At 49.5% G+C, this 16,853-nt stretch carries 16 protein-coding genes; 14 read left to right on the top strand and 2 right to left on the bottom strand.

The features are described 5' to 3' along the window. The first annotated feature begins 3 nt into the window (after window positions 1-3). The 8 genes from NSQ39_RS17145 (at window position 4) to NSQ39_RS17110 (ending at window position 8,549) form a co-directional block, all read left to right on the top strand. Window positions 4-1,722 carry a PrpR N-terminal domain-containing protein gene (locus NSQ39_RS17145; RefSeq protein WP_175075578.1) on the top strand — a complete coding sequence of 573 codons (1,719 nt, stop codon included), beginning with the start codon at window positions 4-6 and terminating at the stop codon, window positions 1,720-1,722. 147 nt (window positions 1,723-1,869) lie between these two features. Next, the gene (dapA, locus tag NSQ39_RS17140; protein WP_175075576.1) at window positions 1,870-2,757 is read left to right on the top strand and encodes a 4-hydroxy-tetrahydrodipicolinate synthase; all 888 of its coding nucleotides are present in this window, start codon (window positions 1,870-1,872) and stop codon (window positions 2,755-2,757) included. Window positions 2,758-2,770: 13 nt separating this feature from the next. After that, window positions 2,771-3,937: an iron-containing alcohol dehydrogenase gene (locus tag NSQ39_RS17135; RefSeq protein ID WP_175075574.1), complete on the top strand. Its 1,167-nt coding sequence runs from the start codon at window positions 2,771-2,773 to the stop codon at window positions 3,935-3,937. 3 nt (window positions 3,938-3,940) lie between these two features. Next, window positions 3,941-5,221, top strand: a complete 1,281-nt coding sequence (locus NSQ39_RS17130; protein ID WP_236809556.1) for a four-carbon acid sugar kinase family protein — start codon at window positions 3,941-3,943, stop codon at window positions 5,219-5,221. 3 nt (window positions 5,222-5,224) lie between these two features. Next, window positions 5,225-6,223 carry a 4-hydroxythreonine-4-phosphate dehydrogenase PdxA gene (gene pdxA, locus NSQ39_RS17125; RefSeq protein WP_341016135.1) on the top strand — a complete coding sequence of 333 codons (999 nt, stop codon included), beginning with the start codon at window positions 5,225-5,227 and terminating at the stop codon, window positions 6,221-6,223. Window positions 6,224-6,250: 27 nt separating this feature from the next. Next, window positions 6,251-6,757: a hypothetical protein gene (locus tag NSQ39_RS17120; RefSeq protein ID WP_236809555.1), complete on the top strand. Its 507-nt coding sequence runs from the start codon at window positions 6,251-6,253 to the stop codon at window positions 6,755-6,757. Continuing rightward, entirely contained in the window at window positions 6,738-7,196 is a 459-nt protein-coding gene (locus NSQ39_RS17115) for an NAD(P)-dependent oxidoreductase (protein WP_236809554.1), read from the top strand. Before NSQ39_RS17120 ends, NSQ39_RS17115 begins: the two co-directional genes overlap by 20 nt. 69 nt (window positions 7,197-7,265) lie before the next feature. Continuing rightward, window positions 7,266-8,549, top strand: a complete 1,284-nt coding sequence (locus NSQ39_RS17110) for an MFS transporter (RefSeq protein ID WP_175075569.1) — start codon at window positions 7,266-7,268, stop codon at window positions 8,547-8,549. Between the two features lie 38 nt (window positions 8,550-8,587). Here NSQ39_RS17110 and NSQ39_RS17105 read toward each other — a convergent pair whose 3' ends face one another. Next, the gene (locus tag NSQ39_RS17105) at window positions 8,588-9,112 is read right to left on the bottom strand and encodes an NAD(P)H-dependent oxidoreductase (protein WP_175075567.1); all 525 of its coding nucleotides are present in this window, start codon (window positions 9,110-9,112) and stop codon (window positions 8,588-8,590) included. 394 nt (window positions 9,113-9,506) lie between these two features. Next, window positions 9,507-9,965 (bottom strand): HTH-type transcriptional regulator SlrR, encoded by a 459-nt coding sequence (gene slrR, locus NSQ39_RS17100; RefSeq protein ID WP_046131057.1) that lies wholly within the window; start codon window positions 9,963-9,965, stop codon window positions 9,507-9,509. A gap of 236 nt (window positions 9,966-10,201) precedes the next feature. On the opposite strand from slrR, the gene NSQ39_RS17095 reads away from it, so the two are divergent. From NSQ39_RS17095 to NSQ39_RS17070, 6 genes are all read left to right on the top strand, one after another. After that, window positions 10,202-10,954 (top strand): YveK family protein, encoded by a 753-nt coding sequence (locus NSQ39_RS17095; RefSeq protein ID WP_046131056.1) that lies wholly within the window; start codon window positions 10,202-10,204, stop codon window positions 10,952-10,954. Further along, a complete protein-coding gene (locus NSQ39_RS17090; RefSeq protein WP_175075565.1) occupies window positions 10,944-11,627 on the top strand; it encodes a CpsD/CapB family tyrosine-protein kinase in 684 nt (227 codons plus the stop codon). The genes NSQ39_RS17095 and NSQ39_RS17090 overlap by 11 nt, the downstream gene beginning before the upstream one ends. 256 nt (window positions 11,628-11,883) lie before the next feature. Next, on the top strand, window positions 11,884-13,701 hold the full coding sequence (locus NSQ39_RS17085) for a polysaccharide biosynthesis protein (RefSeq protein ID WP_175075563.1): 1,818 nt from the start codon (window positions 11,884-11,886) through the stop codon (window positions 13,699-13,701). Between the two features lie 11 nt (window positions 13,702-13,712). Then, window positions 13,713-14,861 carry a glycosyltransferase family 4 protein gene (locus NSQ39_RS17080; protein WP_175075560.1) on the top strand — a complete coding sequence of 383 codons (1,149 nt, stop codon included), beginning with the start codon at window positions 13,713-13,715 and terminating at the stop codon, window positions 14,859-14,861. Continuing rightward, on the top strand, window positions 14,858-15,700 hold the full coding sequence (locus tag NSQ39_RS17075) for a glycosyltransferase family 2 protein (protein WP_046131052.1): 843 nt from the start codon (window positions 14,858-14,860) through the stop codon (window positions 15,698-15,700). The genes NSQ39_RS17080 and NSQ39_RS17075 overlap by 4 nt, the downstream gene beginning before the upstream one ends. Continuing rightward, window positions 15,693-16,853, top strand: coding sequence for a glycosyltransferase family 1 protein (locus NSQ39_RS17070; protein ID WP_175075559.1), 1,161 nt, complete (start codon window positions 15,693-15,695; stop codon window positions 16,851-16,853). The genes NSQ39_RS17075 and NSQ39_RS17070 overlap by 8 nt, the downstream gene beginning before the upstream one ends.

The following is a 16,853-nucleotide window of genomic DNA, read 5'->3' as shown; positions in this document are numbered from 1 at the left end:
AATATGAAAGTGATGGCAATTGCTCCTTATGAAGGATTGAAAGAGCTGATGATTCAATTGGCCGGCGGCGAGGATTTTGAATTCGAGGCGGCTTCCGGAGATTTAGAGAAGGGCGTGGAGCTGGCGAAACAAGCGGAAGCAAACGGGACTGATTTGATTATCAGCAGAGGTGGAACCGCTGAGCTGATCCAGCAAGAAGTTTGCATACCGGTTGTGGATATCGAAGTGTCGGGATACGATATGCTGCGTGTGCTTACGCTTGCCAAGGGCTATCCCGGCAAGGCGGCAATTGTCGGATTTCCGATGATTGCCGATGGCGCGTCGGCAGTGTGCGAAATTTTGGATATCCGGATCGATGCCTACGCCGTATCAGACGAACGCGATGTTGAACCGGTGCTTCTTCAGCTCAAAGAACAGGGCTATCAGATCATTATCGGCGATGTGATCACAATTGAGAAAGCAGAGCGGCTCGGTTTAAACGGACTGCTTTTGACATCCGGAAAAGAAAGCATTGCCAAAGCTTTTGCATACGCTAAAAAACTGTATTCCTTTTTAGAGGGCATCAAGCAGAAGTACGCTGTGCCGTATCACATTTTACAAAAGGCCGAAACCGGTTATGCAGTATATAACAAGACATTGCGGCAGGTTTTTCAAAACGGCGTATTTGCCGAACATATCGGCTTGCTGGATAATCTGGAAGAGCTGATCGGGGAAGCGGAAAAGAAGGGAATCATCCATTTTAGACTCCGAAAGCATGGGCGGACATGGAATATCACGGGGCGCAGGTTTTTCGCATCAGACGAGGCATTGACCGTATTTACCGCGGAAAAAGCAAAAGATGTTCGCGTTTCTTCGTTGCCCGGTGCAGCGATTCTTTCTCCTTTGCGGACAAGCTATATGGAAACATCGAGGAATGAAACGATGCAGCAGGTGCTGAAAAAAGCGGAGTTGTTCGCGGCAAGGCGGGAACCCGTATGGATCAACGGAGCGCCCGGCTCAGGGAAAGAGAGCCTGGCCGGGCTGATCCATATGAAGGGTGAGGACAAGCATGAGCCGTTTCGAAAAATCGATGCCGGTTTGCTGTCTGAAGCAGAATGGGAGCAAGCGTGTGAAAGCGAAGAATTCTTTTCAGGGAGAGGAACGCTATACATCAAACAAGTCGATCGCATGCCGCTGTCCTCGCAACGGCTTTTGCTCAGGCGGATCAGCGAACCGTATGATGGGCCGAGGCTGATCGTTTCTTCTTCCCGCAGGCGCGCCGGGGAATTTTCAAATGAATTATATGATGCGCTTTGTCATTTGGAACTGGACGTTCCCCCTCTTTCCGAAAGAAAAGAGGATATTTTATATCTGGCTTATCAATTTATTGCAGAAAGCAATGAGGCATTCGGCAAACAAATCGTCGGCTTTCGAAGTGAAGCTGGTGTTCTGCTTGAAGAAGCGAAATGGCCGGGCAACCTCAGCCAATTGAGAAAAGCGGTCCAAAACTGTGTTCTTGAAGCGCAGGGCGTTTATATCGAGAAAGCTGACGCTGAACGGGTCCTGTGCCGCTTGAACGAAGAAGAAAGAGAAGACATCGATCTATCCGGAACGCTCGAAGAGATCGAAAAAAGGATCATTCAAAAAATCTATGCCGAAGAAGGGAACAATCAAACAAGAACAGCGGAGAGGCTCGGCATCAACAGAACGACGCTTTGGAGAAAATTGAAATCGCCGCATTGATAAACACCCGGTTTAGCCGGGTGTTTTATTTTGTTTGTTTTAATATGCAACGCTAAATAAAAATTATTTAGATAAATAACGTTGATTATTGAAACATTTATGTATATAATCGTTTTTGAAAACGCTTTACAGGAAGGGGAGGCAATCATGGGATTCGTACCAAAGGGGATTTATCCCGCCATGCTGACACCGCTCACAAAAGATCAAAGCATTGATGAATCGGCGTTGAAACAGTTGACGAACCATTTGATCGATGCTCATGTACACGGGCTTTTTGCGTTGGGTACCAACGGGGAATTTCATATGTTCAACATCGAAGACAAGCTGAAAGTTGCAGAAATCATCATTCAAGAGACAGCCGGACGCGTTTCCGTCATGGTAGGGAGCGGGGGAAACAGTACAGAAGAAACGATCTGGCTTTCTAAGGAAATGGAGAGGCTTGGCGCAGATGCGCTGTCGGTCATCACGCCGTTCTTTATCCCGCCGACACAGGAAGAAGCGGTGGCGCATTATAAAACAATCGCGGCATCCGTTTCACTTCCGGTCCTTTTGTACAATATCCCTTCAAAAACAGGTTTCCATTTAGAACCGGAAACGGTGGCAGAGCTTGCAAAAGTGGATAATATCGTCGGAATTAAGGACAGCAGCGGAAAATTTGAAAACATACAGAAGTATATCGAGCAGACGAAACAAGAAGACTTTGCCGTTTTTGCAGGCACCGATTCGCTCATATTGAAGACGCTTCAAGCGGGCGGAGCGGGAGCAGTCGCAGCAACGGCAAATATGCTCCCTGATATCGTGACGTCGATTTATCGCCATTGGACAGAGGGTGAGACTGAAAAGGCGGAGGCTGCCCAGAGGGAGCTTCAGCCGCTTCGCGATACGTTTCGGTTAGGAACGATCCCGGCGGCCCTGAAAAAAGCGGTGGAGCTTTATTCGATCCCTGTAGGCCCGCCGAAAGCGCCCGTCAAAGAGCTGACCGGTCCGGCGCTCTTGGAGGTCGAAAAAATGGTCGCCTACTATCAATCAAAATAGGGAGGTTTCAAAAATGCCAGCGAATTATCAATTTCGGACGGCCGCTCATATCGTCGCAGGCGAACATTCGATCCGCCGGCTGAAAGATCATGTAAAAACGATTGTGCCGAAGGCGGACAGAGCCCTGATTATTACCCAGCCGTCGATCGTCAAGCTCGGCACGATCGGCGAAGTACAGGCTCAGCTTACAGAGATCGGCATCCAGTCAGATGTTTGCACAGCCATATCGCCGGAACCGACCGTTCAAAATATTGAAGATGTATTTAGAGGCATCCGTGAGAAACGATACGACATTCTCATCGGAATCGGCGGAGGCAGCGTTTTGGACGGAACGAAAATATTGTCCGTGCTGCAAACGAATTCGAAAAGGGTCGAGGAGTTGCTCGGGACTGATTTGGTCGAAAAGCCGGGAATCCCGACCGTGCTGATTCCAAGTACTTCTGGGACGGGCGCAGAGGTGACGCCGAACGCAATCGTTACGCTTCCCGAAGAGGAATTGAAAGTCGGCATCGTCAGTCCGCTGATGTTGCCGAAGCTGGTCATTCTTGACCCGGTTATCACCCTTGGATTGCCAAAACCGATTACGGCGGCTACCGGAATGGACGCGTTCACCCATTCGCTTGAATCGTTCATTTCGACGAAAGCAAACCCGATCAGCGATATGTTCGCTTTAGAATCCATCAGACTGATTTCGGCAAGCATTGTGGAAGCATATGAAAACGGTTCATCGATACAAGCGAGAGAAAACATGCTGCTCGGTTCGATGTATGGCGGCATGGCGCTGACGGCCGCAGGAACTGCTGCCGTTCACGCCCTTGCCTATCCGCTTGGGGGGAAATACCGAATTCCCCATGGTGTCGCCAATTCGATGCTCCTTCCGCATGTGATGGAGTTTAATATGGATGCCATTACAGAACGGCTGTCTCTTGCCGCTGAACCGATGGGAATCACCGCCTCTGATCTGACCGTTGAACAAGCGGCTGAGGCCGTTGTGCAGAAAATAAGAGAGTGGACGAAGCGGCTGAATATTCCTCAAAATTTAAAAGCGTACGGCGTAACCGCAAGCGATGTGGACGATTTAGCCGACTCAGCTTCAAAAGTGACGCGCCTGCTTCATAACAATCCGAAACCGCTCAGCTTGGAAAATATAAAAGATATCTATCGAAAACTAATCAACTAAAGGATGAAGACATTGAAAATTGCAATCATCGCGGATGATTTGACAGGGGCGAACGACTGCAGCGGCCAGCTGGTTCATTACGGGATGGATGTTTCCGTCAAACTCGACGCCGAATTCACCAGACGGGAAACGGACGGTGCCGTTATTTTCAATACGGACAGCAGATCGCTGTCAGCCGCAGAGGCGAAGGCGGCTGTGAAAAACATCAGTGAACACATCTCCCGGCAATCGTTTGATATCGTCTACAAAAAAATTGACAGCACGATGAGGGGAAATATCGGAGCCGAACTTCAAGCGATGTCCGAAGTGTTTCAGCCGGATTTCGTGCTGGTGGCTCCCGGATACCCCCAAAACGGACGCCAGGTCATCGGCGGCGTCCATTATGTGAACGGCGCAAAGCTGGAAGAAACCGAAGCGGCGAACGATCCGAAAACGCCTGTAGCAGAATCGAATATTCAAAGGTTAATAGAAAAGCAGACTCGAAAAAAGAGCGGGCATCTATCATATGAAGACATCCGCCGCGGAGACGGGCATGTCCGAAACAAGCTGGAACGCTTTCGGGCGAAGGGGATTTCGTATGTCACGGCTGATTCGGTTCATGAATCCGATCTGCAGGATCTGGCGTTTATCCTGCGGAGTTTGCCGTATTCTATCATTTTGGCCGGCTCGGCGGGCTTGATGAGCTGTCTGCCTAAAGCGTTCAATCTGAAAGAAAGGAAGCTCGGGCAAACCGTTCCCTCTTCCGGTTTACCGGTTATGTTTGTCGTCGGCAGCATGAGCCCGACGGGGAGGAAACAGCTTCAGGAGCTATTTGCCGCACGTTTGGCTGAAAAAGTAGAACTGAGATCAGAACGCGTGCTGTGCGGCGAAGCTGAGAAAAGAAACGAGTTCGAACGGCTGAAGGAAAGGGCGGCGGACGTCCGGCGCCGTTCGAAACACATCGTCCTCTGCACCTCGGATAATGCAGCAGAGACACAGAAGATCGGTGAAAGCCGCGGATTCACCCCGGTTCAAACGAGCAATGCGGTGTCCGGCGCACTTGGCGAATTGGCGGGCGAGCTGATTCAAGCTTTTCATGTGAATCGGCTGTTTTTAACCGGAGGTGACACGGCATACCAAGTGCTGCGTCAGCTTCGCGTCCATGAGATACGATTGCTGGACGAAGTAGAGCCAGGCGTTCCGCTGGGAGCAGCCGGAGACGATTTGTACATTGTGACAAAGGCCGGAAATTTTGGCTCCCGGTCGGTGATGGCAAATGCGGCAATCAAGCTACAAGGAGGATAAACAATGGAGAAACCGGTTATCGGCATTACAATGGGCGACGCGGCAGGCGTCGGTCCGGAAATTATCGCAAAAGCTCTCAAATCCCGCAAAGTGTATGACATGTGCAAGCCGCTCGTCATCGGCGATATGAAAATGATGAAAAAAGCCGCCGTCCAAATCGGATCAGAGGTTGTCATTAACCAGGTGATGCATCCGGACGAGTGCGGTTTTGTACATGGAAAGATCGATTGTCTCGATATCGATCTGCTGCCTGAAAACCTGCCAGTTGGAAAGGTATCGGCTGAAGCCGGAAACGCCGCTTTTCATTTCGTGAAAAAAGCGGTTGAACTCGCTCAAGAAGGCTGTATTCAAGCGATTTGCACAGCACCGTTAAATAAGGAGGCGCTGCATAAAGGCGGACACCGATACCCGGGGCATACGGAAATTCTCGCTCATTTAACAAATACAACCGACTACAGCATGATGCTGGCTTCGCCAAAACTGAAGGTGATTCATCTGACAACGCATCAAGGGCTGATTGAGGCGATTCAGTCGATTACGCCGGAGCGGACCTATAAAGTCATCCGTCTCGCACATGATACATTGACAAGAGCCGGATTCAAACTGCCGAAAATTGCGGTTTGCGGAATCAACCCTCATGCAGGGGAAAACGGGCTGTTCGGAAACGGCGAAGAAGAACGGCAATTGCTTCCGGGGATCGAGCAGGCGGCAGCCGAGGGAATCGATGCCGACGGCCCATACCCCGCAGACACACTGTTTTACAAGGCTGTTCTGGGAGATGTTGACCTTGTCGTAGCCTGCTACCATGATCAGGGGCATATTCCGGTCAAAGTCCTCGGGCTGGAAGAGGGCGTCAACATTACGGTCGGATTAAACGGCGGGATTATTCGCACCTCTGTCGACCACGGAACCGCATTTGACATTGCGGGGCAGAACAAAGCCGATGAAAGAAGCATGCTCGCTGCTTTGCGGTCAGCCGCTGAGCTTGCGCCCAAATCGTAGAAAAATGAAAGAAGGTTGGTGCATCTCATGAAAGTTGTATGTACATCACCGTCATTTGCGAAATACTCTGATGATCCCGTCTTGTTTTTGGAAAAAAGGGGCATGTCGCTCGAACGCCTTCCTGCAGATATAACCGAGGAGCAGTTCATTGAAGCGGCAGGAGGAGCGGATGCCGCGATCGTGGCGTTTAACAAGATTACGCCGTATGTCCTGGATCGTCTCCCTTCTTTAAAAATCGTCTGCAAACATGGCGTCGGCGTTGACAATATCGATCTGCACGCTGCGAAAGAGCGCAGCGTCTGGGTGACGAATGCCCCTAACGCCAACAAACATGCAGTCGCAGATTTTGTATTCGGCCTCATGCTATCGGCTGCAAGGCAGATTCCCGCGGCCGACAGGGAAACAAAGCTAGGAAATTGGCCGAGGATTTTTGGATCTGACGTTTACGGCAAAACGCTCGGCCGGACTTGGCATGATCGGAAAAGAAGTCGCCAAACGGGCGCGAGGCTTCAATATGAGTGTTTTAGCCTATGATGTATTTCCCGATCGTGCATTCGCAGCCGATCATCACATCCAATTCACAGAGCTTGATCAGCTCTTGAAAGAAAGCGATTTTATCACGCTTCATATGCCGCTGACAGCCGAAACTGAAAACATGATCGGCGAACAAGAATTAGCCGCCATGAAAGAAACGGCTTATCTGATCAATGCTTCAAGGGGAGGCATCGTGTCTGAGCGTGCGTTATATGACGCCTTGGATAACGGGAGCATCTCAGGGGCTGCGCTTGACGTATATCAAACCGAACCGCTGAAGCAGCACCCTCTCTTTGAGCTGGACCGTTTTATCGCCATGCCGCATATCGCGGGGTACACCCGCGATGCCGTACAGAACCTTGGCATGATATGCGTCAAAAACATTGCCAGTGTACTGATCGACAAACAAAAACCGGAGTTTGTCGTCAACGGGCTGTGAATGTGTTTTTATTCATGCCCTGCATCAAGATTTGAAAGCGTTTTCTACAAAAGGGATGAGGTGGATAACATGTTGAATCACCCGGTTCAAAAAAAGTCGAATGTACGCTGGGTTGTCGCGTTTATGATGTGGGCTGCCATTGCCATCAATTATATTGACCGGACAGTGCTCTCGGCTGCTGCTCCCTATATTACAGAGGAGTTCAACTTGACAGCCGGCCAAATGGGAATCATCATGTCCGGTTTCTTCTGGTCGTACGCTCTGCTGCAGCTGCCTTCAGGCTGGGCGGCCGACAAGTACGGCCAGAAAAAAACGCTCGGTTTTGCGGTCGTCTGGTGGTCTGTTGCTACGGCGCTGACGGGGCTTGCGACAGGCTTCAAATCCCTGCTCGGGCTGCGGATCGCACTAGGAGTCGGGGAGGCTGCTGCATATCCGAGCAATGCGGGGATCGCCGCCAAATGGTTTCCGAAGAAAGAAAGGGCGACAGTAGCCGGAATTTTTGACAGCGGGTCAAAGTTTGGCGGAGCTGTTGCAATGCCTTTGATCGCCTGGATGATTGCGGTCTTTGACTGGAAGCTGACATTTCTTTTGATCGGACTTGTCGGCGTCGTGTGGGGAATTGTCTGGATGATTTTCTTTAAGGAGAATCCCGCCGATCATAAGCGCGTCAATGAGGCTGAACTTGCCCATATTAGGGAAGGGCAGGCTCACACGGAAGAAACGGGCGGCGGCCAGCCGCTGAAGTGGTATCAGCTATTTAAATATCGCAACATATGGGCGATGTGCATCGGATTTTTTATGATCAATTATAATTCTTACTTCTTTATCACATGGCTGCCGACTTACCTTGTCAAAGAAAGGGGTATGGATTTAATCGAAATGGGGATCATGGCGTCTCTCCCGCTTTTGACTGCAATGGTCGTCGAAGTCGGAGCCGGGTGGATGTCCGACCGGATATATGCAAAGGGAAAACTGTCGCTGACAGCCGTCCGGAAGCTGTTTTTAATTATCGGGCTTGCCATGGCTTCGTGCATCGGTTTTGCCGCTTTTGCAGATTCGGCTATCTTGGCCGTCATCCTTCTTTGTGTAGCGAAATCGGGAACGACCGTTGCCGCGTCCCAAGTCTGGGCGCTTCCGGGGGATGTGGCGCCGAAAAATATGACATCGATGGTTGCTGGTATTCAAAATACAGTCTCTAATATGGGCGGAGTCGTCGGACCAATCATCACCGGCTTCATCGTCGGCGCAACGGGTTCTTTCGTGCCGGCGCTCCTTTTTTCGGCTGCCTTGATCATCGTTGCCATTTTAAATTATCTATTCCTATTGGGAAAAGTGAAACAGATTCAAGTATAAGGAACAGCCCGGCTCATGAGCGGCCGGGCGTTCTCTCATTAAAATGATTTCAGCACATGCTCCCTGTATTGTTTCGCACCTTCAGCAAGCTCGCTTTTTCCGGCCGTGCCCGCTTGATAGAAGACGTACGGCGGAAGGTATGTAGTGCCTATGAAGTTGCTTGTAGCCTGAAAAGGCCTTAACAGTTCGCTGATCGAATAGTGGTTTGAACCGCCGGCCTGATAGGCCTCTTCACCGGCCCCGGCAGAAACCGCAACCATGAATTCTTTCCCTTGGAGCGCCTTGCCGGTTGATCCGTAGGCCCATCCGTAGAGAAGGACGTGATCCAGCCATTTCTTCAAAAGCGGCGGCGAGCTGTACCAATACAGCGGGAATTGAAACACAATCCGGTCGTGCTCCTCCAAAAGGCGCTGCTCTTTTTCCACGTCAATGACCTCATCCGGATACTCTTTATACAGCTCATGTACCGTGATATTCGGCTCGCCTTTCAATTCTTCGACAAATGCCTTGTTCACCGCGGATTGTTCCATATTCGGGTGAACCGCCAGCACCAACACTTTCATAATATTCATCACCTTCTTTTCCATTTTATTCATTTTAATCGATGTGGGATGAGCGATTCAACAAATATGCACAGCCGCCTCTTTCTAATCAAATCTACCGATGACAAAAGTCACTTTGTTTCAGCCGGCTGCCTGGTGTCCGGGGATCAAAAACCGAGTTTCTTCATTATATATAAAAGTCTTTAAAGACCTGTCATGAAATCAAAGGTTCGGTAAATAAAACAAATAGGTGAAAACGGAGCTAAAGACGCATGTCATTCGCTCGATTTAGTAACACGACTATTCCGAATGTTTGGCAATTTTGTATTGGATTGTTTTTGCGATCATTTGAAGATTCAGAATGATCAAAGTCAATGATCTCCGTTTTATGCAGGTAATATGGATGAGTGCTGTCCTAACTGTTTCGTGTCCTCATCAAGAATGCTTTCACTTCCTGAATCGTTAACCCCAGTTCCTTCGCCTCTGTCATGAGCGCTCTCCAGTCGTCGATGTTGGCTTGTGTAATCTGTCTGCTTCGGTAAAAGGTCCGTTCTTTCTTTTGCTGCCTGAGGCGGTGTGTAAATTGAAACAGTTCTTCCTGGTTCATCCCCGCCTGAACAGCCTCTACCAAATGGGTTCTCCATTCCTCATCATGTTCGGCCCGACGGTAAAGGATCACTTCTGTATCAAACAGCTCTTTCAGCTCCACTTTCAGCGCCTGGGAGATTTTTTTGAGAAATTCGACAGAAGGGTTTCTGTGAACTCCGCGTTCAATCTTGCTTAAATACGATTTTGAAACGCCGGCTATGTCTGCAAGCTGGTTGATGGAGTAGCCTTTTCTTTTTCGGTACATGCGGATGACCTTCCCGATCATACTAAATCCTCCCCTTCCCCTTCACCATTCGATTTAAACGCTTTCTTGTTCATTATAAGAAATAAATTGTTCTTTATAAAATTCAAAAATTTAAGATATCAACAGAAAATAGAAGAAAACGAACGAATTTGTTCTCTAAAGAGAACTATATAGCTAAATTCAGCATTTTTCAATTCAAATTTTTTCTTTTATAATCCAATCATTAACAAACGGCATTCCTGAGGAGGCAGTCAAGCATGAAGGAAAACATAGATTTTAGAGAATTGATTGCGATATTACGAAAACGAACTGTTCTAATCCTGGCTTTGACAATAGGTGTAACGATGATCAGCGGATTCATTCAGTTCTTTGTGCTGACACCTGTCTATCAGGCTTCGACGCAGATTTTGGTCCATCAGGTCGGTGAGAAAAAGGGGAGTGCCACATTCAGCGATATTCAAATCAACCTTCAATATACGCGGACGTTTCAAGCGCTGTTAAAGAATCCGGTTATTTTGGAGCAGGTAAAACAAGAGCTTGATTTACCGGAATCTGTCGGCGGATTGAAGGAGAAAATTACGACGAGCAGCGAAAGCGAATCAGAAATTATCAACATCTCGGTTCAAGATAAAAGCCAAAAAAGGGCGGCCGAAATCGCGAACACGTTAACGGCTGTTCTCAAAAAAGAAATTAAACAGATTATGAATACCGATCGTGTAACAGTTCTTTCAAAGGCTGACATTGTCAAATCGCCGACACCGGTCAGACCGAATTACAAAATGAATATTTTGCTGTCTTTTGGAGCTGCATTGATGGCTGGAATCGCCTTGGCGTTTTTTCTCGATTTTCTCGATGATACGGTGGCGCGTCCGTCGCAAGTCGAGAAGGAGGCGGGATTCGTTTATCTCGGAAGCATCGAACAGATGAAAGGCAAGAAAAGCAGTTTCCGAAAAGACTCTAATATGAATATTCGCGTAAAAACCGGAAGGAGTGAGCCGCTTGGCTATTAGAAAAAAACGCTCGCGAAAATACGAGTCAGCGCTTGTCGCTTTGCATCAGCCAAATACGCCGATTGTCGAACAGTACCGGACGATCAGGACGAACATCGAATTTTCCTCTTTTGAAAAGCCGTTCAGATCACTGCTGATTACATCCGGTCTTCCGGGAGAAGGGAAATCGTTCACCGCTGCAAACCTGGCGGTCGTTTTTTCACAGCAGGAAAAAAAGGTTCTTCTTATCGACGCGGATTTGAGAAAGCCGTCTATACACAAGATCTTTCAGCTTGATAATCATTCAGGCGTCACAAATGTGCTTATGAAAAAAACGCACCTGGAAAACGTCGTTCAGCAAAGCCAGGCAGAGAGCCTCCATGTGATGACAAGCGGGCCGATTCCGCCGAATCCGGCCGAACTGTTGTCATCACAGGCTATGGAGGATTTGCTTGCGGAAGCGTACAAGCAGTACGACCTTGTGCTTCTGGACTCTCCACCGCTCTTGCCAGTTGCCGATGCGCAGATTTTAGCGAATCAGGTGGACGGGAGCATCCTGATCATTTTAAGCGGAAAAACAAAGCTTGATAACGCCATTAAGGCAAGGGATGCGCTCAATTCCTCAAAAAGCGAGCTGCTTGGGGCGGTCTTAAACGGAAGGAAAGTCAAAAAAGCGCGTCAATACAACTATTAGCAATTCAAAGGCCGCATCAGGCCGAAAAAAGGTGATGTCTTCCTTACCTATATCAATGGAGGCACTCGGCTCTACTGTGGGCAGGCGTTTTCGGCTGCCTTAGATGCAAGTCGTCGATGGCGGGGCGTGAGGACGGGTTAAATGCCCATTTTACTCTCATCATTTTCGGATTCATCAATGTTTGTATCTTTTTAGCTGATGGTATTTTGCCTGAAAAAATGTCATCAGCTAGAAAGATACTTGAGGAGGTAGGAAATTGACATATCGGAGAAGGCTTTCCATTATCACCGCACTCGATTCGTACTTGGTTATGCTGTCTATTTTCATCGGGTACCAGCTGATTTTGCCATCATATGAATTATACCCTTCGGAAATGCTGCTGATGACCTCGCTGTTTCTGCTCGGCTCCCAGCACTTATTTGCCCATTTCTTTCATCTTTATAAAAAAGTGTGGGAATATGCGAGCATTGGGGAATTGTGCGTGTTATTAAAATCGATTACATTGTCCCATCTAATGACAATATTTATTGAACTGCTGTTCTTTCAAAATGTTCCGATCCGCCTGCTATGTTTAAGCTGGCTGTTCCAGCTGCTGCTGATCGGAGGATCGCGGATGATGTGGCGGATCATCAGGGAGCGCGTGAACAAAGGAAGCAAGGGATCTGCCAGAGCCCTCATCATCGGCGCAGGTTCAGCAGGCAACCTAATTGCAAAGCAGCTTTTGCAGAAGCACGAATTGAATATCGAGCCTGTCGCTTTTATCGATGACGACAAAACGAAGCACCGCCTCGAAATTATGGGACTTCCCGTATTGGGAGGGAAAGGACAGATCGTTCAGGCGGTCAGGCAAATGAATATCGACATGATCATCATCGCCATTCCGTCCTTGACCGTCACTCAAATGCAGGAGATGTACAAAGCGTGCGCACAAACGGGCGTCAAAACGCAGATCATGCCGAAAATCGACGAGATTTTGCTCGGCAGGCATCCCGTCGGCCAGCTTCGCGACGTCAAGGCAGAGGATCTTCTCGGCAGGGAGCCCGTTCAGCTTGATACGAGCGAAATCTCCAATACCGTAAAAGACCGCGTCGTTCTTGTCACAGGTGCAGGAGGCTCAATCGGCTCGGAAATCTGCAGGCAGATCAGCAAATTCAAGCCCAAATCAATCATTTTGGTCGGCCATGGAGAAAACAGCATTCATTCCATATTGCTTGAGCTGCAAGAGAAATTCGGAGGCAGTGTCAGCTACTATCCCGAAATCGCCGACATCCAGGACAGGGAGAAAATGTTCTTGCTGATGGAGCGCTATAAACCGAATGTCGTTTATCACGCAGCTGCGCACAAGCATGTTCCGCTCATGGAAAAGTGTCCGAAAGAAGCGGTCAAGAACAACATTCTCGGCACGAAAAACGTCGCCGAAGCCGCTGATGAGTCAGGCGTCGAAACGTTTGTCCTCATTTCGTCGGACAAAGCGGTCAATCCGGCCAACATCATGGGCGCGACGAAGCGTTTTGCCGAAATGCTGATTATGAATCTTGGCAAAACGAGCAAAACAAAATTCGTCGCTGTCCGCTTCGGAAATGTGCTCGGCAGCAGGGGAAGCGTCATTCCGATTTTCAAAAAGCAAATCGCCAAAGGCGGCCCCGTAACCGTGACACACCAGGATATGACCCGGTATTTTATGACGATTCCGGAAGCTTCAAGACTGGTCATTCAAGCGGGAGCCCTTGCAAAGGGAAGGCAGATTTTCGTGCTCGATATGGGAGAGCCTGTAAAAATCGTGGATCTTGCGAAAAATCTCATTCAGCTGTCAGGTTACACGACAGATCAGATCAAAATCGAATTTACGGGCATACGGCCGGGCGAAAAAATGTACGAAGAACTGCTCAACAAAAATGAAGTGCTGGCTGAACAGGTTTTTCCGAAAATTCATATCGGCAAGGCGGTCGATGTCGAATGGACAGTGCTCAAAACCTTTATGGATGAGTTTATGTATCTGTCGGACCGCGAACTGAGAGAGCGTTTGTTCAGCGCTATCGGACAGCGTGAGAAAAAGCTGGTGACAGCGCATTAGGAGGAAGAATCATGACGAGAACGGTTTTGTTTTGCGCGACGGTGGATTATCACTTTAAAGCATTTCACCTTCCGTATTTTAAGTGGTTCAAAGAGCAGGGCTGGACGGTTCACGCAGCGGCGAAAGGGAGCATGAAGCTGCCTTTTGCCGATCGGCAATTCGATATCGGGATCGAGCGTTCTCCCTTTCGTACAGGCAACCTGGCGGCATTTCGAGAGCTTTCGCGCATCATCGATGAACATGAGTACAATATCATCCATTGCCACACTCCGATGGGCGGCGTATTAGCCAGACTTGCCGCCAGAAAGCAGAGAAAAAGGGGAACGGCAGTGATGTATACCGCCCACGGTTTCCACTTTTGCCAGGGAGCACCCTTGAAAAATTGGCTGCTGTACTATCCGATCGAAAAAGGGCTCTCCTTTTTGACGGATTGCCTGATCACGATTAATCAAGAAGATTATGAGCTTGCAAAGGGCCTCAGCAGCAGGATGCGGACGGAAAAGATCCACGGCATCGGCGTTGACACCGGGCGGTTTCACCCTGTTGATGAGGAAGAAAAAAGACGGCTTAGAGCAAAATACCGTCTGAATGAAGACGATTTCGTTCTCATTTATCCGGCTGAGCTGAACATGAACAAAAATCAGGCGCTTTTAATCGAAACAGCGGCTTACTTAAAAGAAAGGATGCCAAACGTCAGGTTCGTCTTTGCCGGGAAGGGGCTGATGGAAGCCGAGTACCGCCGCCTGGCCGAGCAAAAAGGAGCTGCTGACCATGTTACGTTTGCGGGGTTTCAAAAGGACATTCACGAATGGATCAAGCTTGCCGACGTATCTGTCGCCTCAAGCATAAGGGAAGGCCTCGGCATGAATCTCCTTGAAGGAATGGCAGCCGGAAAACCCGCCGTTGCCACCGACAACCGCGGCCATCGCGAAGTCATCAAAGACGGAGCAAACGGCTTTCTCATTTCGCAGGGAGACGCCCGAACCTTCAGCGACCGTCTTTTCCAGCTTTACCATTCTCCCGAATTGCGAAAACGGATGGGTGAAGAGGGAAGAAAAACGGCTGCCGCTTATTCGCAGCAGCGCACGGTCAAAGAGATGGCGGACATATATTCTTCCTTTATGAAAAACGATGCAGCTGAAAGGAGGCTGAAAGGATGACAAACCGGCAAAAGCCGAAAGTATCGGTCATTATGGGAGTGTACAATTGCGAAGACACGCTAGCCGAAAGCATCGAGTCGATTTTGAGCCAAACCTATAAAAATTGGGAGATGATCATCTGCGACGACGCTTCGACAGATCGGACCTATGACATCGCCAGGCGGTATGCCGACCATTACAGCGATAAAATCAGGCTGGTCAGGAATGAGAAAAATAAGCGCCTTGCCGCTTCACTGAATCATTGCCTCCAATATGCCGGCGGGACATATATCGCGCGCCAGGACGGCGATGATATCTCTTTGCCGCGCCGCTTTGAAAAACAGGTCGCGTTTTTGGAAAAGCAGCCCCATTACCATGTCGTCGGAAGCGGGATGATCGCTTTTGATGAAGAAGGCGTGAGAGGCGTCAGAATGCTGCCTCCTGCGCCGACTCCGCGAATCATGGCAAAAGGGACGCCGTTTTGCCATGCGACGATCATGATGCGTGCTGAAGCTTATCAGGCGCTGAAAGGCTACCGCGTCGGCAGGCGGACGAGAAGAATGGAAGACATCGATTTATGGCTCCGGTTTTTTGAAGCGGGATACAGAGGCTACAATCTTCAGGAGGCATTGTACAAAGTAAGGGAAGACGAATCGGCGTTTAAAAGGAGAAAGCTCAGTTATTCCATCGATAATGCGTTTATCGTCTATGACGCATGCAGACGGCTGAAGCTGCCGCTTTCCGACTATGCCTACATCATGAAACCGATCATCAGGGGGCTCATGCCTCCCTTTATCATGAACAAATATCATAAAAAAAGACTGATGAATGAAGGCGGAGGGGTCGTAAAACATGAATGACAGAAGCGCGAGACCAAAACGGGTGCTCCACATCGTAAGCGGAATGAACCGCGGCGGCGCGGAGACGATGATTATGAACATGTACCGCCATGCCGACAGGAGCCAGATCCAATTCGATTTCATTTCACACCGGGAGGAAACGTGCGACTACGACCCGGAAATCATATCGCTCGGCGGGCGCGTGTTTTATGTGCCGAGCATCGGCACGGCCGGTCTTCTTTCTTATATCAAAAGGATCAGGGACGTTTTGATCGAAGAAGGGCCGTTTTCCGCAGTTCACGCTCACACCGACTTTCAGACGGGCTTCGCCGCTTTGGCGGCAAAGCTTGCGGGCGTTCCGGTCCGCATCTGCCATTCGCATAATACGGCCTGGAAGCCGAATCCCCGTTTTATGGATGCGGTTCAGCTCCGGTTGTTCCGCCGGCTCATGTTTGCGTGCTCCACGGCGCTTTGCGCCTGCGGCCAAGATGCCGGCCGTTTTTTGTTCGGCGGAAAGAAGATGAGCAAAAACGCGGTTCACCTTTTGCAAAACGGGATTGACCTTGACCGTTTTCAAGTGGCGAACAGCCGCTCAAAAGCCGGTATGAGAAAAAGGTTCGGCATCAGCGAAAACGCGTTTGTGATCGGTCATGTCGGCCGCTTTTTCGAACAAAAAAACCACCCGTTTCTGCTTGAGCTCGCCGGCCGCCTCAAAAAAACGGGCACTCCCTTTCAGGCGGTTTTCGCAGGCGACGGACCGCTTCGCAAACAAATCGAAGAACAAGCGGCAAGGCTCGGGTTTGAAGACGAGATCTTGTTTCTCGGCGTTGTTGAAGACGTTCCTTCCTTGATGCGGACGTTTGACGTATTCGTGATGCCGTCCTTGTTTGAAGGGCTGCCGCTCGTTCTTGTGGAGGCGCAGGCTTCCGGTCTTCCTTGCGTCGTCTCGGACACCATCACGAAGGAAACCGACCTGGGTCTCGGCTTATTGAAAAGGGTCAGCCTTGGAGCGGGGTTTGACCGATGGGCAGAGGAGATCGGCAGGGCACAGCAGGCGGAACAGCCGGCTTGGCCCGAAATCGAAAGCGCCCTGGCGGCGAGGGGATATGATGCGAAAGCGAATCTGACAAGGTTAATGGATCTCTATTCGATCTCCTTAGCAGAAGGACAGTAA

Source organism: Bacillus sp. FSL W8-0848, from assembly GCF_038007805.1.
In the GTDB taxonomy this organism is placed as follows: Bacteria; Bacillota; Bacilli; order Bacillales; family Bacillaceae; genus Bacillus; species Bacillus glycinifermentans.
The sequence above is the reverse complement of the archived record's forward strand: the minus strand, read 5'-3'. Positions and strand labels throughout refer to the sequence as shown.